This is a genomic window from Nocardia sp. NPDC058176, from assembly GCF_042883805.1.
GTDB lineage: Bacteria > Actinomycetota > Actinomycetes > Mycobacteriales > Mycobacteriaceae > Nocardia.
On the sequence record NZ_JBHVVA010000001.1, the window covers coordinates 2,020,882 to 2,044,044 of the forward strand.

Genomic DNA, 23,163 nt, shown 5'->3' on the forward strand with positions numbered 1-23,163 from the left:
CGGCGGTTCCGATGCTCAATTCGGCGTCCGGCCCGCGTTCACGTCGGCGATCAGTCGCCCCGCCAATTCGTGCGAGGATTGCGGATTCTGGCCCGTGTACAGATTCCCGTCCACGACGACATACGGCCGCAAGGGAATTCGGCCCTTCGAGTAGTCGACGCCGAGTCCCTCGAGTTTGTCCTGCAATAGCCAGGGCGCCTTGCGCGCGAATCGATTGAGCAGCTCTTCCCGATTGGACAGGCCGGTCATCCGCCGCCCGGCGAACGGCGAAACACCGTCGGGCCCGGCCGTGGCCGCGATGGCCGCGGGCGCGTGGCACAACAGTGCCAGCGGTTTGCCCGATTCGAGCCGATGAGCCAGCAGCGCTCCCGAGGTCTCGTCGTAGGCGAGGTCCTCCATCGGACCGTGTCCGCCGGGATAGAACACGACGTCGTAGTCCTGCGGGCGCACCGAATCGAGGGGCACCGGCGTGGCGAGAACATCTCCGATGCTGTCCAGATATCGCTGCACCTCGCGGCGCTTCCACGGCATCCCACCGGCGATTCCGACGCTCAGCTTGTCGAGCGTGGGCGCTTTCCCGCCCGGTGTCGCGATGGTGATCTCCCACCCCGCCTCGGCGAAGGCCCGGTGCGGGACGGCCACCTCCTCCGCCCAGTATCCCGACGGATGCACGGTTCCGTCATTCAGAGTCCAGCGATCCGCGGCCGAGATCACCATCAGAACCGTAGTCACAATCCACTCCTTCGGATGCGGTGGTACAGACGGCCGAGAAGAGCAACACTCGATCGAATGTTTATGCCGCTTACATTAGCCGATGTGTTGCCCTCCGTCAATGAACCGGCACGGCCCGGCACGAATGCCTCATCTCGTCGACCGCGCTCCGAGATCAGCGACCAGCCGCTCGGACAGCTCCTGCGCGGATCGCGTGTTCTGGCCGGTGTAGACATTTCGGTCGACCGCGACGAAGGGCCGCAGCGGCCGGCCCTTCACATAGTCGATACCCAGCGCCCGCAGCCGGTCCTCCAGGAGCCACGGTGCTTTCTTCGCGAAACCGTTGAGCAGTTCCTCGCGATTGGACACCGCCGTCATCCGGTAGCCGGCGAAGGGTGACACACCGCGCGGAGACGGCACGGCCAGCACCGCCGCGGGCGCGTGGCTGAGCATCGCGACCGGCCTGCCGGAGATCAGACGTTCCGCGAGGATCACTCCGGACACGTCGTCGTAGGCGAGGTCCTCCATCGGTCCGTGCCCACCCGGGTAGAAGATCAGGTCGAAGGTGTCGGCCGCAACGGTTTTGAGAGCCAGCGGATACGCGAGTTCGTCACCGAGTCTGGCCAGATAGCGGTGCGCGATGGTGTCGAGAAGTCGATCGACGACACCGGTGGCAGCGCGCCGCGGCGACGCGTTCGCCACGGAGGCGAGACTGCGCTGATCGAGGGTCGGCGGGCGACCACCCGGCGTCGAGAAGGCGATGTCCCACCCCGCCTCGGCGAACGTGCGGTGCGGTACGACGACCTCTTCGGCCCAGTACCCCGACGGATACACCGAGCCGTCGGTCAACGACCAACGGTCGGCAGCCGACAGCACGAACAGAACCTTCGTCACTGCCGACTCCCTTGAACGCGAACGAAACCCTCGACGAGATCAGGTCCGGCCATCCAACGATGCAGCACTCTCGCACCCGGAGACCTCGCCGGACCCGTATGTAAACTCCGCTAACATTAAGGCGCTGGGGTGATGCCGTCAACTGTTCGGCGACCCACCCCACCCCGGGGACAGCCATCGCACCGAGTGGGATCAACCTCATAGCTTAGATGTATTTCCACTTCTGTAAGCTCTTCCATGTATGAGCTCGGCGCACAGCCGTCCACGACTCGACCGAACACCCCGAGGAGACCGACAGATGACCGGACGCGTAGTCCTGCTCGGCGCCACCGGCTACACCGGTGGCCTCGTTCTCGACTCCCTGCGGCACCGCGGCATCGAACCGGTATTGGCAGGTCGCAACCGTGACAGCCTCCGCGCGATCGCCGACCGCCACGGCGGCCTCGACCACGCCCTGGTCGACGTCACCGACCCCGTCGGCGTCGCGACGCTGGTCCGGCGCGGGGACATCCTCATCTCCACCGTCGGCCCGTTCGAACGCTTCGGCCACGCCGTCGCCGCGGCCGCCGCCGACGTGGGAGCGCACTACATCGACACCACCGGCGAGGTCGGGTTCGTGCTCGAGCTGCGCCGCAGGCTGCACGATCGCGCCCGGGAGACCGGATCGCTGATGCTGCCCGCCTTCGGCTACGACTACGTGCCGGGAATCCTCGCCGGAACCCTTGCCGCGCACGAAGCCGGGGCGGCGGCGCGCGCTGTCGACATCGGTTACTTCGCCAGCGGTCCGCTCTGGCGCGGACTCAGCCAGGGAACCAGGACGACCATGCGGGACGGCCTGACGCTGCCCGCGCCGCGGTGGCGCGACCACCACCTGACCGAGGAACGGACCGCCGCCGAGGTCCGAAAGTTCACCGTGCGGGAACACCGCAAGAACGCGTTCCTGGTCTCGGGCACCGAGGTCCTGTTCCTCCCCGCGGAATTCCCATTGCTCGACGCGGTCAGCGTCTACAACGGATGGTTCCCCGCCCTCAGCCGACCCATCACCGTGGCCGCGGCAGCGGCAGCGGTGACCAGCCGATTCGCGATCGGTCGCAAGCTGGTCGACCGGGTGACCCGGCCGATGATCGGACCCGCCGGCGGACCGGACGCCGACCGCAGGGCTCGCATCGGGTCGCATGTCACCGCGGTCGCGTACTCCGGCCCCGACGTCCTGTCCGAGGTCCAGGTCCGCGGCCCCAACTCCTACACCTTGACCGGTGAGCTCATCGCCTGGGCGGCACAGCAACTGACCACGTCAGCGCCGCGGGCGGCGGGTGTCGTCAGCCCGGTCGAGGCCTTCGGTTTCGCCACCCTGCGCGACGGCTGCGCCGAGATCGGGCTCGCACCGATCTGATCCGACGCGCGGCTCGGGATGTTAGCGACGCAAACACTTTGCTAGATTGATCCCATGACAACGTCGGGCACCCAGCCGTATCACCACGGCGATCTACCTTCCGCGCTGCTGCGCGCGGCAGTGGAGCTGCTCGAGGAGAACGGCGCCGCCGAGCTCTCGTTGCGCGCCGTTGCCCGCCGAGCGGGCGTGTCCACCGCCGCACCGTACCGGCACTTCGCCGATCGCGACGCCCTGCTGTCCGCCGTCGCCGCGGTCGGGTACCAAGATCTCGCGAACCGGCTGATCGCGGCATGCCAGTCGCCGACCACGCCCGAGGATCTCGCCGCCATCGCGGTCGCCTACGTTCGGTTCGCGCTGGACCGGCCCGGCCTGTTTCGGGTGATGTTCGCCGAACCGTGCGATCCGACCAGCCCGGAACGCGTGGCCGCGACCGAGGCCATTCACGGCTACGTCAAAGCCGTTGTGCGACAAGCTTTTCCCGGATCCGATCCGGACTCGATGTCGAATGCCGTCTGGGCTCTTGTCCACGGCCTCGCCTTCCTGCACCTGGACGGCAAGCTGGATGGCACCTCCGCCGAGACCGTGGCCGACACGGTCCGCGCAGCGGTGTTCGCGGTGCTGACGGTGCGACAGGCACCACGCTCGATTCTCACCTGACGAGCACTCGGCCCAACGACAATGCCCGACGGTGGCGAAAACCACCGCCGGGCATTGCCCGACGCAGCACCGAGGGCGGTTACCGGAGCAACCGGGCGCTGTGACGGATCTACGACGCCCTGAGACCGGGCATCGAGGTCGGTGTCGGCATGTGCAGTGCGACCTGCCCCTCGGTGATGACGTCGAGCCGGACGGTCTTGATCGGGCCGAGCGAGCGGACGTCATCGGAGAGCCGACCGCGTCCGAGCTGGAGATCGACACCACGCGGCAGGCTCGAGGAACCACCCGCGAGCATGTTGATCTGCGTCTGGGTCGCGTGCCACGCGCCGTCGATCGTGGTGTACGAGGTCAGGGTCGAGACGCGCTCGCCACTGGCGTATCGCTTCACGCTCGGCGTGGGTGCCGACAGCGTCAGGTCCGCCTCGCCGTCGTCGTTCGCCGCCCGGGCAGTGGTCCCGGTCGCGTCGATCTCGACGTCGAGTCCGGTGACCCACTTGGGGAACCCGTAGCCGTCGTGGCCACGCACCTGCGCGATCTGGGAACTCACCGGCAGCGACAGCACGTAGGAGTGGAGGTGGTCGTTGCCGAGGCCCGACACCAGGTCGACGAATCCCGGCCCGCCGTGGCGCGCCGGTCGCGCGGCCGCCGCCACCGCGGCCTCGGTGTAGAAGTCGATATCGCACACGTCGTAGCGGAAGAACACGACCGAGACGAGCCCGATTCCGGGCACGACTTCCAATGGCGCCAGTTCCTGGGGCAGCCGCGAACGGATGGCCTTCGACTTGGCGAGCATCGTGATGCGCGTGCTCGACATGCGGTAGTAGAAATTCGGTGTCAGCGTTTCGCCGATCGGCGACTGCACCTTCGTCTTGGGGAGCCGGCGGAAGAATTCGACGCCACTCACCCGGGAATCGCGGTCGATCTCATCCAAGTCGGTGTTCATGCGATACCGGTCGTACAGTCCGCCTTTCGGCACTTCGACCACACGGCCACCCAGATCGACCTTGACGGTTGCGCTCTTCGTCGGCGACATCGGCGTAGCTCCCTTGCTCACTCGTTGTACGGCCGACGCTAGCACAAATGTAAGCAGTGTCAACACGCTGTCGGAGTCGCGACTCCATTCGGGCGGCTTTTCGGCAGGGTCGCCGCACCCTCTAATGTACTCGGCGCTTACATTAAGGTTGTCGATGCGACGAACCCGCACAGCCAAGGAGCCCACAGTGACAACCTCCAGCGCCGACTTCGCCGGACCGGCGGGTCCGCACAGCGATCCGCCGATCGTGCTGATCGCGCCCGCGATGGCGATCGGCTCACACTTCTACGCACCGCTGGTCACGGCGTTCGCCGAGCACGGATGGAGTGCGCAAACGTTGCCGCGCCGCGGATTCGAGCGCGGAGAACCCCGGGCGTCGCGCGATCACGACTGGTCCTACCAGGACGAGATCGACACGATCACCCACACCGTCGCGCGGATTCGCCATCAGTACCCCGCGCGGCCGGTGCTCGTCCTCGGCCACAGCCTCGGCGCCCAACTCGCCGCCGGACAGGCGATCAACCATCCCGGCGCGGACGGTCTCGTGACGATCGGCGGTTGCCTGCCCCACCATCGCCACTTCGCCGCATACGGCGTGCACGTGGCCGCCATGGCCGCGCTGGTGCCCGCCCTGACCAGTGCGTTCGGGTACCTTCCGCCCCCCGCGTTCGGCGCACCCGGCGCACGCACACTCATGCGCGAATGGGCCAGAATGGTGCTGACCGGCCGAACACCGTTTCCGTCGAAGCGCACCATCGACATTCCCGCACTGGTGATCGCGCTGGAGCGCGATTCCCTGGCGCCCGAGCCCGGCGTCGACGAATTCGCCCGTCGACTCTTCGAACCCGATGTCGCGACCCGGTGGAACTACCGCACCGACGAGGTCCCGGCCGGTGGCAGCAATGGCCACGTCAACTGGGTGCGGACACCGCAGCCGGTCGTGGACCGCATCGTGTCCTGGTGGAAAAGTGCCGCGCCGCAGCGGAATACAGCTCCGATCCCCCGCACCGCCCAGGCCGATCAGAATCTGATCTGACGCGAAACACCCAGCCTTCCGAGACCAGCCGACGCTCCACTGATACGAGCTCAGCGTCACAGCGGCCGAACTCAGCCCTTTCCTTGACACTCATGTTAGCGGCAATTACATTGCGGCATTACCGGGACCTGATTCGGTATCCGCCGAATCGATCAGCCGACCGACGGCGAACACGGGAGCGAATCCGCTCTCCCCTCGATATCGAGAGAAGTCAATGGAATCATCAGCCCTGCTCACCATCGGATTGCCGAGCGCACTCGGCATCATCATGTTCGGACTGGGACTCACCCTGACCGTTGGCGACTTCCGCCGAATCGCCGAGTCACCACGGGCCGTCGTGGTCGCCTTGGCCCTGCAACTCCTCGTGCTACCCGCCTTCGCGTTCGGCCTGATCCAGCTCTTCGACATGGCCCCGCTCCTCGCCATCGGCATGATGCTGCTGGCCGCCTCTCCCGGCGGGACGACCGCCAATCTCTACAGCCACCTGTTTCGCGGTGATGTCGCCCTCAACATCACCCTGACCGCGATCAACGCCGTCCTGGCCGCCATCACCGTCCCGATCATCACCAACTTCGCCATCAACTACTTCGGCGCGGAAGGCCAGGTGGGCCTGCAGCTGAGCAAGGTGGTGCAGGTGATCGCGATCGTGCTGGCACCGGTGATCCTCGGCATGATCGTGCGCCGCTTCTTCCCCGGCTTCGCGGCGTCCGCGGACCGGCCGGTCCGCACCTTCTCGGTCGCCGTATTGGCACTGGTCTCGGTCGGCGCGCTGGTCGCCGAGCGGGAGAACGTCGCCGATTACGCCCGCCAGGTCGGACTGGTCACCGCCATCTTCTGCCTGGGCAGCCTCGCCCTCGGCTACACCGGAGCGCGCCTGCTCCGGCTCGCCCGGCCGCAGGCGATCGCGACATCGTTCGAAGTCGGCATCCACAACACGGCCGTGGCGATGACCATCGCACTCAGCGTTCTCGACAGCGCCGAGGCCGCGATCCCCGCCGCCGTGTACTCGGTTCTGATGTACGTCCTCGCGGCCGTCTTCGGATACCTGATCACTCGAATCGACGGCACGGGAAAGGATTCCGCCGGTGGCGCGGCAGCGCCGACGACCCAGCACGCGCATTGACAGCGCCGCGTGGTTGACCTCGCCGCACCGCGGAGTAATGTTAGCGGCGCCTACATTCTCGCTCGCTGACCGAAAGGGAACGATATGTACGCAGTCACGCTGGACGGCCACGGCGGTCCGGAGGTCATGAAGTGGGGCCGGGTGGACGACCTGCCCGCACCCGCCGTCGGCGAGGTGGCGGTGGATGTGGTCGCCGCGGGCGTGAACCGCGCCGACATCATGCAGCGCCAGGGCTTCTATCCACCGCCCCCTGGCGCCAGCGACATCCTCGGGCTCGAGGTGTCCGGCGTGATCGCCGAGGTGGGCGAGGGCGTGACGGACTGGCAACCCGGCGACGAGGTGTGCGCGCTGTTGTCCGGTGGCGGCTATGCCGAACGGGTCAATGTCCCGGCGACACAGCTGCTGCCGGTCCCCGCCGGCGTGAGCCTGACCGCGGCCGCGGCGCTGCCCGAGACCGCCGCGACCGTCTGGTCGAACATCGTGATGACCGGTGGGCTGCGCGCGGGCCAGACGCTGCTGATCCACGGTGGCGGCAGCGGCATCGGCACCCACGCGATCCAGGTGGGTCGCGCCCTGGGCGCCCGGGTCGCGGTGACCGCCGGGTCGCAGGGCAAGCTGGACCGGTGCCGCGAACTCGGCGCGGACACCTTGATCAACTATCGCGACGACGATTTCGTGAAGGTCGTGACCGAGGAATACGGCGGCGCCGACGTCATTCTCGACATCATGGGCGCCAAGTATCTCGCCCGGAATGTGGAAGCACTCGCCGTCGGCGGCGACCTCACGATCATCGGCCTGCAATCCGGCTCGACCGCCGAACTCGACCTCGGCCTCATGCTGTTCAAGCGAGCGTCGGTCCATGTGACCAATTTGCGCCGCCGCCTACAGACCGGGCCCGGCTCCAAGGCCGAGATCATCGCCGAACTGCGCGAGAAATTGTGGCCGCTGATCGCCGAAGGGGCTGTCGCACCGGTTGTCGCCACGGAGATCCCCATCGCCGACGTCGCTGCCGCGCACCCGCTGCTGGATTCCGACGAAACCGTCGGGAAGGTACTTCTCACCGTCCGCTAGAACACTCCATCGGACCCGGGATCACCTATGTGTTGACATTGCTTACATTGGTCTCTACGGTTGGCCCGTCGACCAATGTAAGCACTGTAACTCTAGGTGATCGAAGGATGTTGCCGATGTCGAGTGATCCGGACTCGGGCGGGTTGTTCTCGCCTCTGCGGCTACGTTCCGGCCAGACCCTGCCGAACAGGATCGCCAAGGCCGCCATGGAGGAGGGCATGGCAGGCAGGGCGCAACTGCCCGACACGCGTCTGGTCGAGCTGTATCGACGATGGGGCACCGGGGGCGCCGGGTTGCTGATCACGGGAAACGTCATGGTTCACGCCGAAGCGCTGACCGGTCCCGGGGGCATCGTGCTCGATGCCGAATCGCCGTTGGAGCCCTTCGCCGCATGGGCCGCGGCAGGCAAAGCCGCCGGTGCCGCCATGTGGATGCAGATCAGCCATCCCGGCCGCCAGGTGCAGGCGCGCATGCCTGGCGTCGTCTGGGGCCCGTCGGACATCGCGCTCGACCTCGGTCGGCACACCAAGCGTTTCGGTCAGCCGACAGCGATGACAGTCCAGCAGATACGCGAGACCGTCGCCCGCTTCGTCACCACGGCGCACCGTGCCGAGCTCGCCGGGTTCGACGGCGTGGAAGTTCATGCCGCACACGGGTATCTGCTCTCGCAGTTCCTCTCACCGCTGGTGAACAATCGCACCGACGAGTTCGGTGGTTCGCTGCAGAATCGCGCGCGGCTGCTGATCGAGATCGTGCGCGGAATTCGCGCGGTGGTGCCTGCATCCTTCGCGGTCGCGGTGAAACTCAACTCCGCGGATTTCCAGCGGGGCGGCTTCGGTGCCGGGGATGCCAACGCGGTGATCGCGATGCTCGCATCGATCGGAGCCGACCTCGTCGAGATATCGGGCGGCAGCTACGAGAGCCCGGCCATGTCCGGTCGACCGACCGATGGCCGCACCGCCACCCGGGAGGCCTACTTCCTGGAGCTCGCCGCGAAACTGGCCAAATCCAGCGTGCTGCCGCTCATGCTGACCGGCGGCATCTCCCGCCGAGAGACCGCGGAACGCGTCCTGGACAACAATGTCGAACTCATCGGCATGGCCACAGCACTGGCGGTCACGCCCGATTTGCCGCATCGCTGGCGTGCTGGGCAGGAAGCACCCCGGACCATGAAGCCGGTGACCTGGACGGACAAGACACTGGCCTCCGCCACCGAGATGGCGATGGTGCGCTACCAGATGCGCCGCATGGCCACCGGCTCGAAACCCGCCCTCAATGTCAGCCCGGCGCTGGCCATGGTGGCCGACCAGCGCGCGCAAGCCCGTGCGCTGCGCAGCTATTCGAAATGGCTGGCCGTGAACAAACCCTCGGAGAACCGATGACCGCACCCACACCCCTCCCCCACCATCAGGTGGCCATCATCGGTACCGGCTTCGGCGGCATCGCGACGGCGGTGCGGCTGCGGCAGGCGGGCATCACCGATTTCGCCCTGCTCGAGCGCGCGGGCGCAGTGGGTGGCGTGTGGCGCGACAACGACTATCCCGGTGCCGCCGTGGACGTCCAGAGCGATCTGTACTCGTTCTCGTTCGCGCCGAACCCGCACTGGCGCAACACCTATGCCACGCGGGCGGAACTGTTCGCCTACCTCGAGGATGTCACCGACAGGCAAGGGTTGCGCGGCAACCTGGTGCTCGATTGCACGGTCCAGCGACTCGAATGGGATTCGGTCGAGCAGCTCTGGTGGCTCGAGACATCACAGGGACCGCGGACCGCCACCCACGTGGTGCTGGCGACCGGGGCGCTCGCGGATCCGGTCGTTCCGGCGATCCCGGGGGCGGATCTGTTCGAGGGCAACAGCTTTCACTCCGCGCGCTGGAACCACGACCTCGACCTCACCGGTAAACGGGTGGCGGTCGTCGGCACCGGCCCGTCCGCGGTCCAGTTCGTTCCGGCGATCCAGCCCGACGTGGCGCAGTTGACGGTTTTCCAGCGCACACCCGCCTGGGTGGTTCCCCGCCACGATCACGAGGTCGGCGAGACGCGCCGGGCGCTCTATCGCAGGTTCCCGATCACCCAGCGGATGGCGCGGCTGCGGGTGTATCTGCGGCGCGAGTGGAAGGTCGTCGCCTTTCGCCATCCCGCGCTCATGAGGCTGCCCGAGCGTGGTGCTCGGCGTTTCCTCGAGGCACAGGTCGGTGATCCGCAGTTGCGGGCCAAGTTGTCGCCCGACTTCCGGCTCGGCTGCAAACGGGTGCTGATCTCCGACGACTACCTGCGCGCGTTGGCGCAGCCCAACGTCACCCTCGAGACCGCGGGCATCAGCGAGATCACCGCGAGCGGCCTCACCGACACCACCGGTACCCATCATGAAGTCGACGTCATCATCTTCGGCACCGGGTTCCAGACCGCACGACTGCCGCTGACCGATTCCGTCCACGGTCCGGACGGGCGCACGATGTCCGAGGTCTGGGGCACGAGCCCGGCCGCGTATCTGGGCACCGCGGTCGCCGGGTTCCCGAACATCTTCCTCATCCACGGCCCGAACATCGGCCTCGGGCACACCTCGGTGATCCACATGTTCGAGTCGCAGGCCACCTACATCGCCGGCGCGATCGGCCATGTCGACGAGCACGGTCTGGCCGCGGTCGAACCGACCCGCGCGGCCCAGCGGGCGTTCGCCGACGACGTCGAGCAGCTGGGGACCGGCACCGTCTGGACCAGCGGCGGTTGCACCAGTTGGTATCTCGGCGAGAACGGCCGCAACACCAATATCTGGCCCGGCTCGACTCTCGACTTCCGGCGCCGCACAGTACGTTTCGATCCGCACCAGCACCTGCTGCACCGCCGCAATGCCCGCGTCGAGGCGGTGGTCTCGTGAGCGCGGGCGGGGTGATCGCGGGCCGACCGAGCGCACCGAAGACCGTGCTGGTCCACGGTCTGGCGAGCTCCTACCGGGTCTGGGACAGGGTGCTGCCGAAGATCGAGCCGCAGACCGCTTGTCTCGCCGTGGAATTGGCGTCGGACGGTCGGATCGAGGACGACGCCGACGATGTCGCGGCACTGCTCGATCCCGGTCGTCCCGTGGTCGTCGTCGGACACTCGCGGGGTGCCCTTGTCGCGGCCGCGCTGGCCGAACGTCGCCCAGACCTCGTCTCCGCACTGGTTCTGTTGTGCCCACCGTGGTCGCGGGATGCTCGACTGAGCGCTCGCTCACCGATCGAGCGGGCGCTGGCCATCCCCGGGATCGGCGACCTGATGTGGTCGCTCGCCTCCGACGAACGCCAACGTGCGGCACAGCGAAGCGCCTTCGGCCCCGGCGTGAACGTGCCGGACCAGTTCCTCGCCGACGCCCGAGCCCGCGGCCGCCGCAACTTCGTGCGAAGTTCACGCGCCATCGACACCTACCTCGACGCTGCCCCACTACCCGACCGTCTCCGAAACCTGTTCGTGCCCACCGAACTCGTCTTCGGCGAGGTGGACGCGCGCGTCGCCGCACCCGCCGACGCCTTCGCACATCTTCGTCACGTGACAACGGCAGTGCTACCGGGCGTCGGCCACACTCCGCCCTGGGAGGCTCCGGTCGAGATCGCCGAGCTGATCACTCGAACGGCCCGCACTGCTTCGCGGTGATGGCGTCCGTGCGGAGTCCGGGATCGAATCCATCGCCCGGGTCGCTGCCGCCGCCAAACCCGCGGACACGGCGACGATGACCGCGGCGATCGCGAATGCCATGTCATAGGAGTTCTCGATGACCGGTGCCACGATCAGCGGACCGATCATCTGCCCTACGGCGAAGGCAGCGGTCAGGGTGGCTGCCGAGCGAGGAACGGGAAGCCGGTTGCCCGCATCGACGGCCAGCATCACGATGGCCATGAAGGTCGCCCCGAAGGTGACCGCGGCGATCAGCGCCGCGATCACACTGTCGCTCACGGCTGGTGCGGCGGTTCCGACGCATTGAATGACCAAGGCGGCGACGAGGGCTCGGCCGGTGCCGATGCGCCGTGCCACTGCGTGCCAGATCATCGTCGCGGGCACCGCCGCCACGCCCACCAGCGTCCACAGCAACGCTCCCGTCGAGGAATGTCCACCGCCGTGGCCTGCCACCGCGGCGACCAGGAACGTTCCCAGGATGATGTAGCCCAGGCCCTCGGCGAAGTAGGCGCTCAACAGCAGCAACCACGCTCGGCGCACGTTCGGGTCAAGGCGGGCCCGGACAGCCGGGTCGATCCCGAGGTCGGCGTCGGTCTCGTCGCGGATGTCGAGCATCCAGGCCGGGGCCAGCAGAACCGCGGTCAACACCGCCGAGCCCACCCACAGCCCCTGCCAGGACAGCCAGGTCCCGGCGGCGAGGGTGAACACACCGGTGATCGCGATACCGGCGCCGACACCGGCGAACGCGACTCCCATGGACGCGCCTTCCCGTCGGTGCCGGGCGACCGTGGACGCGCAGGCGATGAAGATGGCGGCGCTGGCCACCCCGGCGGCGAAGCGCAGTCCCGCCTGCGGAACCACCTGCGCCGACAGCGCCATCGCCGCCTCGCTGGCGATCAGCACCACCGACCACGCGAGGAAGGTGCTCCGCCGGCTCAGGTGCGGCATCCGGGTCAGCAGCACCGCACCGACCAGGTAGCCCGCGTAGTTGCCGGTCGCGATGATCGCCCCGTCCCCCGCGCTGATCCCCGCCGAGGACGTCATGATCGGCAGCAGCGGGGTGAACACGAAGCGCCCGACACCCATCGCCGCCGCGAGACCCGCCGCGGCGGCCACACCGACCCGAGGCCCGCTGATCCGACGTCGGGTAGGGGGCGCAGGCGGGCGCGATACGTTCACCCCGGCCACGCTACGAGCGTTCTGTACGCCAAGAAAATACCTTCTCAGCATGGTGTATACGCTGAAAGTATGGACTTGCAGATACGGCATCTCGAAGCGTTCGTGACGCTGCGGGAGGAAGGCACGTTCACGCGTGCCGCCACGCGGTTGCACGTCTCCCAGCCGTCGCTCAGCCGGACGATCCAAGATCTCGAACGCATCCTCGACTGCGGCCTGATCGATCGTTCGGCACCGACGCTCACGCTCACGGCCAACGGCGAATTGTTCCTGCGCAGAAGCCGCGCCATCCTGACCGACCTGACCGAACTACAGGCGGAGATGCGGGCCCTGGTCACGGTCCGGGTCGGATTCGCCTGGTTGCTGCCCACCGAATGGTTCGCCGCCACCCGCACCCGCTATGAAGAACACGGCGGGCAGCTCACCCTGATGCGCAGCGACAACCCCACCGCGGACCTGAGCAACGGCACCGTCGACGTCGCTGTCGTCCGCAACATCCGCCAGTCGACCGGGTCGATCGCCTGGCGTCGCATCGGCGTCGAAGAACGCGTGCTCGCCGTGTCGGTCCACTCCGACCTCGCGCGGGCACCCGGGCTGCGCTGGGCCGATCTCGCCCGCCACCGCCTGGTCGTCAACACAGAATCGGGAACCACCACCCCCGATTCCTGGCTCGACCCCGATCCCGACCGGGAAACCGTCACCTGCCGGAACTTCGACGAATGGATCGAACTCATCGCCGCCGACCGCGGCATCGGCGTCGTCCCGGCCCTGGCCATCCACCGCGCGCCACACCCCGATGTCGTCTACCGGGAACTGCCCGACATTCCCGCCTCGACCCTCTACCTCGGCTGGCGCCGCACCCCCGAGCCCGCACGATCGACCCGGCTCTTCATCGACACCGCACTGACCGTTCCACGCGACTGACGAGGGCGATCCGGGTCCGATGACCGGAATTCGCTCACGCGTGAACGGGTGTCAGATGTGGCCGTTTGGCCGACCGGCCGTCGCCGGAAGACCTGCCGGTGAGGCGTCGGAGCAGCCACGGTCCGAGAAAGCCTGCCAGCCAGCGAAGTTCGGCGCCCGCGGCGGCCACCGGGCCGCGCTCGGCCGCCACGGGCGGCAGCGCATCGGCCCAGCTGCCGTTCGACCCCGGCACTTCCAGTACCTGCGCCAGTGCGTCGGCGATGCGCTGGTGGCCCAGCGGGCTGGCGTGCAGGCGGTCCGACGACCACAGGCGGGGGTCGGTGACGACCGGGTGGTCGCTGGTCTCCGCGACCCGAACCCCATGGCGGGCAGCGACATCGCGGATGACGTCGTTGAGCGCGATCGTGCGCTGACCGAGGAACCGGGCGTAGGGAACGATGCGAGTGACATCGGGGTAGGTCAGGGTCGCCACCTCGGCACCCTGCGCCGTCAGGGCGGCGAACATCACCTCGAGATGCTCGCCCACCGACTCGGCGTCGAACCGTGGCCGCAGCAGATCGTTCATACCGGCGATCACCGTCGCGACGTCGGGGCGCAACGCGAGCGCGGCGTCGAGCTGCTCACGGCGGACCTGCCCCGCCAGTTTGCCGCGCACGGCCAGGTTGGCGTATTGCAGTGCGGGGTTGGACTCGGCCATGGTCGCGGCGAGCCGGTCGGCCAAGCCGACCAGCCCGGTGTGGTCCGCGCCGTCGCCGACTCCCTCGCTCTGACTGTCGCCGAGGGCGACGTACCGGAAGAACGAGGTGGAGCCGGTGCGGTCACGTGTCGTCATGGTCAGCCACCTTCCGCGTCGGCTCCATCCGCATCCCGCTGACACGCCGACTTCATAGTCAATTAATTGAGTACCTTACGCGGACGGTCGACTCCACTCGCGTTCACGGCTGTCGCCAGCGCGATCGCGACCATGGACAACCCCGCGACAACTACAGCGCCGAGCACGACCAGCGCGGCCGAGGCCGAGAACTGGTCCCAGGCCAGGAGAATCAGCGCCAGTCCCGCGACCACGGCGATCGCATCGGCGACCACGGCGGCCAGTGCGCTGGAGTCATCGCGGTCCAATCGCGGGGCGATGGCCGCCACGCCGAGCCCTTGCAGCAGGGTCACGACCCCGACCAGCAGCAGTGCCGCGCCCGCGAGTCCCGTACCGGCATCGGCTCCCGTCATCAGGAACACGAACGGGACGAGGCCGTACAGGGCGCGCACGGCGCCCACCCCACGAATCGCCGACAGGGACACCCCGCCGCGCGTGCGACGCACGGTCGACTGGGGCGCGATTCCGATCCGAGCATTCATCACCTGGCTGGTCATGTCCCTCTCCTTCTAATTTTCACAATGACGTGCAATTGCACGTAAATGTGAAAATACTCCGCTTGCACAGCCTTGTGCAAGCATCGGCAACCGTTCGTGAACGGACTCACACGGCGACCCGAAATCGCCGACGAGGTGACGGCGGCCACGCCGTATCGATGTAGTCCCGCCCACTTGTGTTTCCGCGTGTTTCCTGGCGCCGACCTGCAGTGTTTCCGCCGGTGACAAAGCCGTAAATCACCTCGCCGCGCCCTTGCCGCGCCACCTGCCGAGGAGTCTGATCGCAGTAGTTGGTCATTCGTCCAGTTATTGATCTCCGATCCTTCGAGAAGGAGTCCCATGCCCGCGTCTCCCTCGCCCTGGCCGAACGCGCCACCCGGGCACCAGCGCGCCCATGACCCCCACCCCGATCCGAATCCCGAACTACCCGAGAGACATTCGATGCTGACCGAATTCGACGACCGCGTCCACGCCGCGATCAATTTGCACGCCGTCCTGGGAGCACTGCCGAGACTGGTCGAACTCGACAGTGCGGCGGCGGCCGTGCTCGGCACCCTTGACCGCGAAGTCACGCTCACCCTGATGGTGTACGGCGGTCCGGAGGCCCGCTACACCTTCACCCCGACCTCGATCCGGCCGGGCGGACGCGGCATCGGCCCGCGCCTGCTGTTCACCTCGCCTGCCCATCTGCAAGCCGTTCTCGACGGTGACGCGCGACCGATTCCCCTCGGCGGACCGGCCGGAATCCGGTTCCTGACCCAGCAATTCGGGCCGCTGACCGAGATTCTGGCCGGCTACCTCCAGCCGGGGACCACGCAGATCCAGGCCGACATCGCGACCATGCTCGCGCTGCACATCTCGGCCATCGCGATCACTGTCGTGGGCAACGAAGACCGCAGCGGCCAGTTCTCGGCCCGCCACATGCCCGACGGTGACTTCGACCTCGAAGTCGGTGACGACCTCCGCTACCGCCTCGAAGTCAAGGACCACCGGCTACGGGTGGATCAGGACCACACCGATTCACCGCGCGCCGCACTGCGTTTCGCCGATCTCGGCGTCGCCGGCTCCATCCTCTCCGGCCAGGACAGCGCGCTCACGTGTCTGTGCGACGGCCGCCTGACCATGCGGGGGTTCATCCCCCTCGTCGACAACGCCAATCGCATCCTCGACCGCGTCGGGGCCTACCTGGGAGCACACCGATCATGACCTCGTCCGACCTCTTCACCCCCGCGACCTACGAATATGCCCGCAGTGCAGCTGCTTTCGAACGCGCGGTGCGCGTCGTACCCGGTGGCATCCACGGCCACCAGGGCCCCCGCGACGGGTGCTACATCCCCCGCTCGGCCTACCCCCTGTTCTCCGCCCGCGCGGAGGGCACCCGCTTCTGGGATCTCGACGGCAACGAATTCATCGACTACATGTGCGGTTACGGCCCCAACGTCCTCGGCTACCGCGACCCCGACGTGCAGGCCGCCGCCCAGGCGCAGGGCGAACTCGGAGATGTCGTCACCATCCCGACGACCACGATGGTCGATTTCGCCGAACTCCTCGTCGACACCGTCGCGAGCGCGGACTGGGCGTTCTTCGCCAAGAACGGCGGCGACGTCACCACGCTGGCGATCATGACCGCGCGGGCCGCGACCGGCCGACGTCGCATCGTCTTCATCGAGGGCTACTACCACGGCGTCGCGCCGTGGACGCAGAAGCTGGACTACCCCGGCGTGCTCGACCAGGATGTCGCGGGCAACATCGAGATCCCCTGGAACGACCTCGCCGCCCTGCGCGCGACCTTCGCCGCCCATCGGGGTGAGATCGCCGCGCTCATCGCCCAGCCCTACCAGCACCGCAACTTCGGCGACAACATCCTGCCCGCGGCCGAGTACTGGGCCGGTGTGCGCCGGCTGTGCGACGAATTCGACGTCGTGCTGATCGTCGACGATGTCCGCGCGGGTTTCCGGCTGGATCTGGCGGGCAGTGACCACTACTACGGTTTCCAGGCCGATCTGATCTGCTTCTGCAAGGCGATCGCCAACGGCTACAACGTCTCCGCGCTGTGCGGGCGCGACAGTCTGCGCGAGGCGGTCAGCAGCATCACCTTCACCGGCAGCTACTGGATGAGCGCGGTTCCCTTCGCGGCGGGCATCGCCACCCTGACCAAACTTCGGGAGATCGACGGCCCCGCACTCTTCCGGCGCCTCGGCACCCGGCTCACCGAGGGTCTGGTCGATGTGGCCGCCACCAACGGATTCCAGCTCGTCGCCTCCGGTGAACCGGCGCTGTTCTACCTTCGGCTCGCCGACGACGACTCGCTGATGCTGCATCAGCGGTGGATCGCCGAATGCGTTCGCCGTGGTGTGTTCCTGACCAACCACCACAATCACTTCATCAGTGCCGCGCTCACCGAGGCCGACATCGACAAGACCCTCGACATCGCCGACGCGGCGTTCCGCGCCGTCCGCGATCAACCGGAGTCACGGTGAGGTCGTCCGCCGGAACGATCACGGTCGCGGGAGCCTATGGCGCGCAGGGGCTGGGGTACGCGATCGCGGTCACCGTGCTGCCCGAGTTCAAGTCGCGCCTCGACCTGACCGAGACGACCATCGCGCTGCTGCTGCTCGGTATGTGCGCGGCAGCGGCGGGTGGGTCGATTCTGGCCGATCTCATCGCCGTGCGATGGGGCAGCAAGCAGGCACTGTGCGCCGGGCTGGCGATGGAGGCCGCCGCGCTGCTCACCCTGACCGTGCTCGGCGATCTCGGGCCGTTCCTGGTCGCCTTCGGGATCTACGGCATCGGCCTGGGCGTCGTCGACGCCGCCGCGAACATGCAAGGCGCGCTGGTCCAGCGGCGCAGCGGCACACCGGTTTTCGGGCGCCTCTACGCGACCTACACCGCGGCGGCCGTGCTCGGCGCGGTGGTGGTGTCGGCGGCGGTCGCGGGCGGGTTCCCGCTACTGCCGCTGGCGGTGGCGGCCACGGTGCAGATCGCCGTGGTCGCGGCGGGTGCCAAGCTCTTCGATCCCGCGCGGGCGGCGCGAAAGATCCACGAGGACAACACAGTCCGGACTCCGCTGCCGTGGCCGGGCATCTGGCGCGTCGGCGCGCTGGTCCTGGCGGCGTTCACGGTCGATTCGGCGGTGGCCACCTGGAGCACCGTCTACCTCAGCGACGGACTGGCGGTCGCGGCCGCGACGGCTCCCCTCGGCTTCGCCGCGTACCAGGCCGCCGTGCTCGTCTCGAGGCTCACCGTCGATCCGCTGGTGCGCAGGTTCGATCGCAGCGCGGTCACCGCCGCCGCCATCGGCATCGGTGTCCTCGGCACCGCGACCGTCGCGGTCGTGCCCACCCTCCTCGGCGCGATCATCGGATTCGCCGCGGCCGGGCTGTCGATCGGCGCGCTGGTACCGATCGCCTTCTCCGCGGCGGGCGAGCTCGAGCCCGCTCGCAGCGACGAGGTGATCGCCCGGGTCAACCTGTTCAACTACGGCGGCGCGGTCGCCGGTGCCGTCGCCCTCGGACTGGTCGCGACGGGACCGTCCCTGGGAACCGCGTTCATCATCCCCGCCGTCGTCCTCCTGGCCGTCGTCCCGACGCTGCCACGCCACACCTTCACCAGGAGCTCTCGGGTCTGACCGAGCACTCCACGCAGAAAGGAAGTCTCATGCACATCGGGGTACCGACCGAAGTGAAGAACAAGGAAGCCCGGGTCGCCGTCACGCCCGCGGGAGTCATGGAATTGACCCGCGCGGGACACCGCGTCACCGTCCAGGCGGGTGCGGGTATCGGCAGCGCGATCGCGGACGCGGACTACCTCGCCGCGGGCGCCGTCCTCGGCACGGTCGAGCAGGCCTGGGCAGCCGAACTCGTGCTCAAGGTCAAGGAGCCCGTCCCCAGCGAATACCAGTACCTGCGACCGGATCTGGTGCTGTTCACCTACCTCCACCTGGCCGCCGACGAAGCACTCGTCGACGCGCTGCTGGCGTCGCGGACCACCGGCATCGCCTACGAGACGGTGCAGGCACCCGACGGCAGCCTGCCGCTGCTGGCGCCGATGAGCGAGGTCGCCGGGCGGCTGTCGGTGCTGGCGGGCAGCTATCACCTGCTCGGCAGCAACGGCGGCCGGGCGAAGTTGCTGGCCGGTGTGCCCGGGGTGCGACCGGCGACGGTCACCGTCATCGGCGCGGGCATCGCGGGCTTGAACGCGGTGCACCAGGCCGTGGCGCTCGGCGCCGATGTCACCGTGCTCGACATCTCGCTGCCCCGCCTGCGCGAGATCGACAACCTCTACCGTGGCCGGGTCGCGACCGTCATGTCGAGCGGATACGAGATCGAGCGCACCGCACTGGAATCCGATCTGGTGATCGGCGCCGTCCTGGTCCCCGGCGCGAAGGCGCCGAAGCTGATCACCCGCGACATCGTCGAGCGCATGCGGCCCGGCAGCGTGCTGGTCGACATCGCCATCGACCAGGGCGGCTGTTTCGCCGACTCCCGGGCCACGACGCACGACGCACCCACCTACGGTGTCGCGGAGTCGATCTTCTATTGCGTGGCCAACATGCCCGGTGCCGCCGCGGCGACCTCGACACCGGCATTGACGAACGCGACGCTGCCCTACGTCCTCGACATCGCGAACAAGGGCTGGGAAGGCGCCACCGACGACGACCACGCACTCGCGGGCGGGGTGAACACCATCGACGGCGCGATCACCCACCCGTCGGTGGCGGCGGTGTTCCCCGACAAGTCCGCGATCCTCGTCTGACCCGCACTCGAATCCGAAGGACTCCCATGACATTCACCCGTCGCACGGCACTCACCACAGGAACAGCGACGCTGGCCGGCACCATGGCGATGCTTCGCGCTCCCGCCGCGGCCGGGACGCCGACGGCAAGCACGGCACACCCCGCTCGCCGCGCGGCGGACGGGGCAGGGCTCCTGGTCGGCTGCGGCATCGCCGATCTCACCGGCGCGGTCGCGGGCCAGGGCATGATGGGCTATTCCGACCTCGAGCAGGTCGCCGAGGGCCTGTTGATGCGATGCTGGGCGCGCGCCTTCGTCGTCGTCGATGCCGCGACCGGAGATCGGGTCGCATTCGTCACCGCCGACATCGGCTGTGTGTTCCAGTCGGTGCACCTGGCCGTCCTGCAGCGGCTCGCCCAGCGCTTCGGCGATCTCTACAGCGAACGCAACGTCAATCTCAACGCGACGCACAATCACAATTCCTGCGGCGGAACGGCACGTGAGTACGCGTATTCCCTGGCCGCCTACGGGTTTCAGCAGAACTCGCACGATGCCGAGGTCGCCGGAATCGTCGAGGCCATCGCCCGCGCACACGAACGACTCGCGCCGGGCACGGTCGCGCTGGGGCGGGCCGAACTGCACGATGCCAGCGCCAACCGTTCCCGGGAAGCGTTCGACCTCAACCCGGCCGAGGACAAGAACGCCTTCCCGAACGCGGTGGATCCGGCGGTCACGGTGCTCCGATTCCGGCAGGGCGACAACGACATCGGCGCCGTCTCCTGGTTCGCCACGCACGGCACCTCGCTCACCGACAAGAACCGGTTGATCGCGACCGACAACAAGGGTTACGCCAGCTACCGCTGGGAGCACGACGAGCGGGGCGTGCGGTATCGAGACGGGCAGCCCGGCTTCGTCGCCGCGTTCGCCCAGACCAACGCCGGGGACATGACGCCCAATCTGGGACTCGGCAAATTCCGGCCGAACGGGCCCACCGACGACAACCGCACCAACTGCGCGCTCATCGGCGAACGGCAATATCAAGCCGGCCGAAACGCCTTCGACTCGGCGACACCCATGGCCACCGGCGGCGTCGACGCCGTCCTGCGCTACATCGATCTGGCCGATATCGCGATCGACGGGACCTACACACCCGACGGCGAACCCGCCCGCACGACACCGGCCATGATGGGCGCCTCGGCGATGGCGACGAGCTCGGAGGACAACGCGCGCAGTCAGCTCCCGTTCCTCTACGAGGGGCAGACGAACCCGCTGGTCGACGCGTTCGGTGGCATCGAGGCGCCGATCGCGCAGTGGGTGCGAGACGCGCAGGCGCCCAAACTGATCGGCGTCCCGCTCGGGATCCTGGCGCCACGCCCCTGGGTCCCGCAGATCATCGCGATCCAGCTCCTGCGGATCGGCGATCTCGTCTTGGCTTGCGGGCCTTCGGAATACACGATTGTCGCGGGCCTGCGCATCCGGCGCGTCGTCGCACGGGCATTGCGCGTTCCGGTGGACAACGTCCTGGTGCAGGGCTTCGCGAACGGCTACAACGGCTACGTCACGACGCCGGAGGAGTACAACGCACAGGCATACGAGGGCGGCGAGACACTGTACGGCCGCTGGACGCTGTCGGCGTACATGCAGGAGTTCGACCACCTGGCGCGTGCGCTGGCCGCGCGAGCGTCCCTGGGTCGCGGACCCGCTCCCCTGGACTGGTCGTCCGGGCCGCAACCGTCACTGCTGGCGGTGGTGCCCCCGACGACCCGATCAGCGGTACTCGGTTCGGGGATGTGCTCACCGCCCCGGAACCCGAGTACCAGCCGGGCCGAACCGTCACCGTCGAGTTCGTCGGCGCGCATCCGAACAACGACTTCCACACCGGCGACACATATTTCGAGGTCCAGCGCGAGACACCGGCCGGCTGGGTGCCGGTCTTCGACGACAACGATTGGTGTACCGAGATGCACTGGTCACGACCCGACGGCCAGCCGACCGCCTCGGTCATCCGCGTCCACTGGACGGTACCGACCACGACCGAACCGGGGAACTATCGCATCACCTATACCGGCGACAGCCGCGACGCGGCAGGAACCCTTTCGCCGTTCACCGCCCGCACGGACACCTTCCGGATCGGATGACCCCGTTGGGTCGCGCTGGTCGGCGGCGTGACCCAACCCTTCCAATGATGGATCCGGCATCCAGTATTGACATTCGTTACACTCACCGTGTGCCGACCTCCGAAACCCGAACCCAACGGCGTGCCGCGGCCAACCGCCGGTCCGTCATCGATGCCGCACGCGAGATCATCGCGACCCACGGCACCGAGGCGCTCACGCTGGAGGCCGTCGCGGAGCGCGCGGATGTCGCGATACAGACGATCTACAACCGCGTCGGCGGCCGGTCGGCGCTGCTCGTCGCCGTCGCGGAACTGGCCATGGAGGAGAATCGCGCCTACATGGACGCCGCGTACGCCACGCCGGGCCGCCCCGAGGAGCGGCTGCTGCGGGCCGCGGCCGAATACGTGCGCTTCGCCCGGGAGCGCCCGCACGAGTTCCAGATCCTGGCCAATCCCCCGCACGAGCCGGAGACGCTCGAGCGGATCGCCGACCTCACCCGGGAACAGAACGCCAAACTGGCCGATGTCTTTCGCGACGGCATCGCATCCGGCACCGCCCGAGCGGATCTCGATCCGGATCGGCTCGCGACCGCACTGTGGGCCTCGCTCAACGGGCTGCTCTCACTCACCTCACGAACGGACACCCTGCGCGTCGACCACGACGAACTGGACGTCCTCGTGGCCACCTTCACCGCTGCCGTCACCGATGGGCTGCGAGCGCCGACGGCGCAGTAGCTCCCGGACAGGCGCCGTCAGGGTTTCAGCTCACAGATCACCACCGGGATCTCACGGGTGGTTCGCGTTTGATAATTCGCATACCCCTTGTACGCGCTGGTGATCTGCGGCCACAACTGGGCGCGCTCCTCGGGGCTCGCGGTGCGCGCGTGCACCGCTCGCCGTCGGCCGTGGACGACCAGTTCCGCTTCGGGATGCGCCTGCAGATTGCGGTACCAATCCGGATGGCGATCGTCGCCGCCCTTCGACGCGACCAGCACCACCCGATCCGAGTCGTGCACCGGTGAGGTCAGGTAGCACGATCGCGGCTGGCCCGATTTACGTCCGGTGGTGTGCAATTCGACCACCGGCATGCCGAAGGGCTTGGCCAGCAACCGGTTTCCGCTCAGTGTCAGGACCAGCCGGTGCGCGAGATTCATCAGCTTGGCCCCGCCGTCCTTGACCGTGTACTTGTCCACCGCGTACCTCTCGTCCGGCATCATGGCCACTGCACGACCGGCGCCCCGCGGGCTCACGATCGAGTTGACAATGCATACATTAGC

21 protein-coding genes and 1 pseudogene are annotated in these 23,163 nt (G+C 68.0%); 15 read left to right on the plus strand and 7 right to left on the minus strand.

The window, feature by feature from the left end:
* Positions 1–15: 15 nt before the first annotated feature.
* The gene (locus ACFVVM_RS09475) at positions 16–732 is read right to left on the minus strand and encodes a type 1 glutamine amidotransferase domain-containing protein (RefSeq protein ID WP_387615286.1); all 717 of its coding nucleotides are present in this window, start codon (positions 730–732) and stop codon (positions 16–18) included.
* Between the two features lie 129 nt (positions 733–861).
* Positions 862–1,605, minus strand: a complete 744-nt coding sequence (locus tag ACFVVM_RS09480; RefSeq protein ID WP_387615289.1) for a type 1 glutamine amidotransferase domain-containing protein — start codon at positions 1,603–1,605, stop codon at positions 862–864.
* Positions 1,606–1,903: 298 nt separating this feature from the next.
* On the opposite strand from ACFVVM_RS09480, the gene ACFVVM_RS09485 reads away from it, so the two are divergent.
* Together ACFVVM_RS09485 and ACFVVM_RS09490 are read left to right on the plus strand one after the other, a co-directional pair.
* Positions 1,904–2,998, plus strand: coding sequence for a saccharopine dehydrogenase NADP-binding domain-containing protein (locus ACFVVM_RS09485; protein WP_387615292.1), 1,095 nt, complete (start codon positions 1,904–1,906; stop codon positions 2,996–2,998).
* Positions 2,999–3,052: 54 nt separating this feature from the next.
* Entirely contained in the window at positions 3,053–3,655 is a 603-nt protein-coding gene (locus ACFVVM_RS09490) for a TetR/AcrR family transcriptional regulator (RefSeq protein WP_387615295.1), read from the plus strand.
* A 109-nt stretch (positions 3,656–3,764) separates the two neighbouring features.
* On the opposite strand, the gene ACFVVM_RS09495 is transcribed toward ACFVVM_RS09490, so the two are convergent.
* Complete coding sequence (locus tag ACFVVM_RS09495) at positions 3,765–4,688, minus strand: acetoacetate decarboxylase family protein (protein ID WP_387616801.1); 924 nt, start codon at positions 4,686–4,688, stop codon at positions 3,765–3,767.
* A 187-nt stretch (positions 4,689–4,875) separates the two neighbouring features.
* On the opposite strand from ACFVVM_RS09495, the gene ACFVVM_RS09500 reads away from it, so the two are divergent.
* The 6 genes from ACFVVM_RS09500 to ACFVVM_RS09525 all read left to right on the plus strand — a co-directional run bounded on the left by ACFVVM_RS09500 (position 4,876) and on the right by ACFVVM_RS09525 (position 11,548).
* On the plus strand, positions 4,876–5,724 hold the full coding sequence (locus ACFVVM_RS09500) for an alpha/beta fold hydrolase (RefSeq protein ID WP_387615299.1): 849 nt from the start codon (positions 4,876–4,878) through the stop codon (positions 5,722–5,724).
* A 214-nt stretch (positions 5,725–5,938) separates the two neighbouring features.
* Complete coding sequence (locus ACFVVM_RS09505; RefSeq protein WP_387615302.1) at positions 5,939–6,847, plus strand: bile acid:sodium symporter family protein; 909 nt, start codon at positions 5,939–5,941, stop codon at positions 6,845–6,847.
* Between the two features lie 84 nt (positions 6,848–6,931).
* On the plus strand, positions 6,932–7,918 hold the full coding sequence (locus ACFVVM_RS09510; RefSeq protein ID WP_387615305.1) for an NAD(P)H-quinone oxidoreductase: 987 nt from the start codon (positions 6,932–6,934) through the stop codon (positions 7,916–7,918).
* 116 nt (positions 7,919–8,034) lie between these two features.
* Positions 8,035–9,300: an NADH:flavin oxidoreductase/NADH oxidase family protein gene (locus ACFVVM_RS09515; RefSeq protein WP_387616803.1), complete on the plus strand. Its 1,266-nt coding sequence runs from the start codon at positions 8,035–8,037 to the stop codon at positions 9,298–9,300.
* On the plus strand, positions 9,297–10,796 hold the full coding sequence (locus tag ACFVVM_RS09520) for a flavin-containing monooxygenase (RefSeq protein ID WP_387615308.1): 1,500 nt from the start codon (positions 9,297–9,299) through the stop codon (positions 10,794–10,796). The genes ACFVVM_RS09515 and ACFVVM_RS09520 overlap by 4 nt, the downstream gene beginning before the upstream one ends.
* Positions 10,793–11,548 carry an alpha/beta fold hydrolase gene (locus ACFVVM_RS09525; protein WP_387615312.1) on the plus strand — a complete coding sequence of 252 codons (756 nt, stop codon included), beginning with the start codon at positions 10,793–10,795 and terminating at the stop codon, positions 11,546–11,548. Before ACFVVM_RS09520 ends, ACFVVM_RS09525 begins: the two co-directional genes overlap by 4 nt.
* On the opposite strand, the gene ACFVVM_RS09530 is transcribed toward ACFVVM_RS09525, so the two are convergent.
* On the minus strand, positions 11,459–12,748 hold the full coding sequence (locus tag ACFVVM_RS09530) for a YbfB/YjiJ family MFS transporter (RefSeq protein WP_387615315.1): 1,290 nt from the start codon (positions 12,746–12,748) through the stop codon (positions 11,459–11,461). The two genes, ACFVVM_RS09525 and ACFVVM_RS09530, sit on opposite strands and share 90 nt — an antisense overlap.
* A 69-nt stretch (positions 12,749–12,817) precedes the next feature.
* Between ACFVVM_RS09530 and ACFVVM_RS09535 the strand changes: the two genes are divergently transcribed.
* The gene (locus ACFVVM_RS09535; protein ID WP_387615317.1) at positions 12,818–13,669 is read left to right on the plus strand and encodes a LysR family transcriptional regulator; all 852 of its coding nucleotides are present in this window, start codon (positions 12,818–12,820) and stop codon (positions 13,667–13,669) included.
* Positions 13,670–13,703: 34 nt separating this feature from the next.
* On the opposite strand, the gene ACFVVM_RS09540 is transcribed toward ACFVVM_RS09535, so the two are convergent.
* Both ACFVVM_RS09540 and ACFVVM_RS09545 read right to left on the minus strand, forming a co-directional pair.
* Positions 13,704–14,501: an SGNH/GDSL hydrolase family protein gene (locus ACFVVM_RS09540; protein WP_387615320.1), complete on the minus strand. Its 798-nt coding sequence runs from the start codon at positions 14,499–14,501 to the stop codon at positions 13,704–13,706.
* A 62-nt stretch (positions 14,502–14,563) separates the two neighbouring features.
* Positions 14,564–15,037, minus strand: coding sequence for a hypothetical protein (locus ACFVVM_RS09545; protein ID WP_387615322.1), 474 nt, complete (start codon positions 15,035–15,037; stop codon positions 14,564–14,566).
* A 339-nt stretch (positions 15,038–15,376) separates the two neighbouring features.
* On the opposite strand from ACFVVM_RS09545, the gene ACFVVM_RS09550 reads away from it, so the two are divergent.
* From ACFVVM_RS09550 to ACFVVM_RS09575, 6 genes and pseudogenes are all read left to right on the plus strand, one after another.
* Positions 15,377–16,243 (plus strand): hypothetical protein, encoded by an 867-nt coding sequence (locus ACFVVM_RS09550; RefSeq protein WP_387615324.1) that lies wholly within the window; start codon positions 15,377–15,379, stop codon positions 16,241–16,243.
* Positions 16,240–17,517 carry an aminotransferase class III-fold pyridoxal phosphate-dependent enzyme gene (locus ACFVVM_RS09555; RefSeq protein WP_387615327.1) on the plus strand — a complete coding sequence of 426 codons (1,278 nt, stop codon included), beginning with the start codon at positions 16,240–16,242 and terminating at the stop codon, positions 17,515–17,517. The genes ACFVVM_RS09550 and ACFVVM_RS09555 overlap by 4 nt, the downstream gene beginning before the upstream one ends.
* A complete protein-coding gene (locus ACFVVM_RS09560; protein WP_387615330.1) occupies positions 17,514–18,665 on the plus strand; it encodes an MFS transporter in 1,152 nt (383 codons plus the stop codon). The genes ACFVVM_RS09555 and ACFVVM_RS09560 overlap by 4 nt, the downstream gene beginning before the upstream one ends.
* A gap of 29 nt (positions 18,666–18,694) precedes the next feature.
* Positions 18,695–19,792 (plus strand): alanine dehydrogenase, encoded by a 1,098-nt coding sequence (gene ald / locus ACFVVM_RS09565; protein WP_387615333.1) that lies wholly within the window; start codon positions 18,695–18,697, stop codon positions 19,790–19,792.
* A gap of 26 nt (positions 19,793–19,818) precedes the next feature.
* Positions 19,819–21,908 (plus strand): annotated as a pseudogene (locus ACFVVM_RS09570) (neutral/alkaline ceramidase).
* 89 nt (positions 21,909–21,997) lie between these two features.
* Positions 21,998–22,621, plus strand: coding sequence for a TetR/AcrR family transcriptional regulator (locus ACFVVM_RS09575; protein WP_387615336.1), 624 nt, complete (start codon positions 21,998–22,000; stop codon positions 22,619–22,621).
* Between the two features lie 17 nt (positions 22,622–22,638).
* Here ACFVVM_RS09575 and ACFVVM_RS09580 read toward each other — a convergent pair whose 3' ends face one another.
* A complete protein-coding gene (locus ACFVVM_RS09580; protein ID WP_387615339.1) occupies positions 22,639–23,100 on the minus strand; it encodes a nitroreductase family deazaflavin-dependent oxidoreductase in 462 nt (153 codons plus the stop codon).
* Between the last annotated feature and the right edge of the window lie 63 nt (positions 23,101–23,163).

Bases quoted from the DNA above. Each gene is read 5' to 3' on its own strand.
- ACFVVM_RS09540 (WP_387615320.1), bottom strand. From the start codon at position 14,501: ATGACGACACGTGACCGCACCGGCTCCACCTCGTTCTTCCGGTACGTC.
- ACFVVM_RS09495 (WP_387616801.1), bottom strand. From the start codon at position 4,688: ATGTCGCCGACGAAGAGCGCAACCGTCAAGGTCGATCTGGGTGGCCGT.
- ACFVVM_RS09505 (WP_387615302.1), top strand. From the start codon at position 5,939: ATGGAATCATCAGCCCTGCTCACCATCGGATTGCCGAGCGCACTCGGC.
- ACFVVM_RS09490 (WP_387615295.1), top strand. From the start codon at position 3,053: ATGACAACGTCGGGCACCCAGCCGTATCACCACGGCGATCTACCTTCC.
- ACFVVM_RS09555 (WP_387615327.1), top strand. From the start codon at position 16,240: ATGACCTCGTCCGACCTCTTCACCCCCGCGACCTACGAATATGCCCGC.
- ACFVVM_RS09535 (WP_387615317.1), top strand. From the start codon at position 12,818: ATGGACTTGCAGATACGGCATCTCGAAGCGTTCGTGACGCTGCGGGAG.
- ACFVVM_RS09510 (WP_387615305.1), top strand. From the start codon at position 6,932: ATGTACGCAGTCACGCTGGACGGCCACGGCGGTCCGGAGGTCATGAAG.
- ACFVVM_RS09520 (WP_387615308.1), top strand. From the start codon at position 9,297: ATGACCGCACCCACACCCCTCCCCCACCATCAGGTGGCCATCATCGGT.
- ACFVVM_RS09545 (WP_387615322.1), bottom strand. From the start codon at position 15,037: ATGACCAGCCAGGTGATGAATGCTCGGATCGGAATCGCGCCCCAGTCG.
- ACFVVM_RS09515 (WP_387616803.1), top strand. From the start codon at position 8,035: ATGTCGAGTGATCCGGACTCGGGCGGGTTGTTCTCGCCTCTGCGGCTA.
- ACFVVM_RS09485 (WP_387615292.1), top strand. From the start codon at position 1,904: ATGACCGGACGCGTAGTCCTGCTCGGCGCCACCGGCTACACCGGTGGC.
- ACFVVM_RS09580 (WP_387615339.1), bottom strand. From the start codon at position 23,100: ATGCCGGACGAGAGGTACGCGGTGGACAAGTACACGGTCAAGGACGGC.
- ACFVVM_RS09550 (WP_387615324.1), top strand. From the start codon at position 15,377: ATGCCCGCGTCTCCCTCGCCCTGGCCGAACGCGCCACCCGGGCACCAG.
- ald (WP_387615333.1), top strand. From the start codon at position 18,695: ATGCACATCGGGGTACCGACCGAAGTGAAGAACAAGGAAGCCCGGGTC.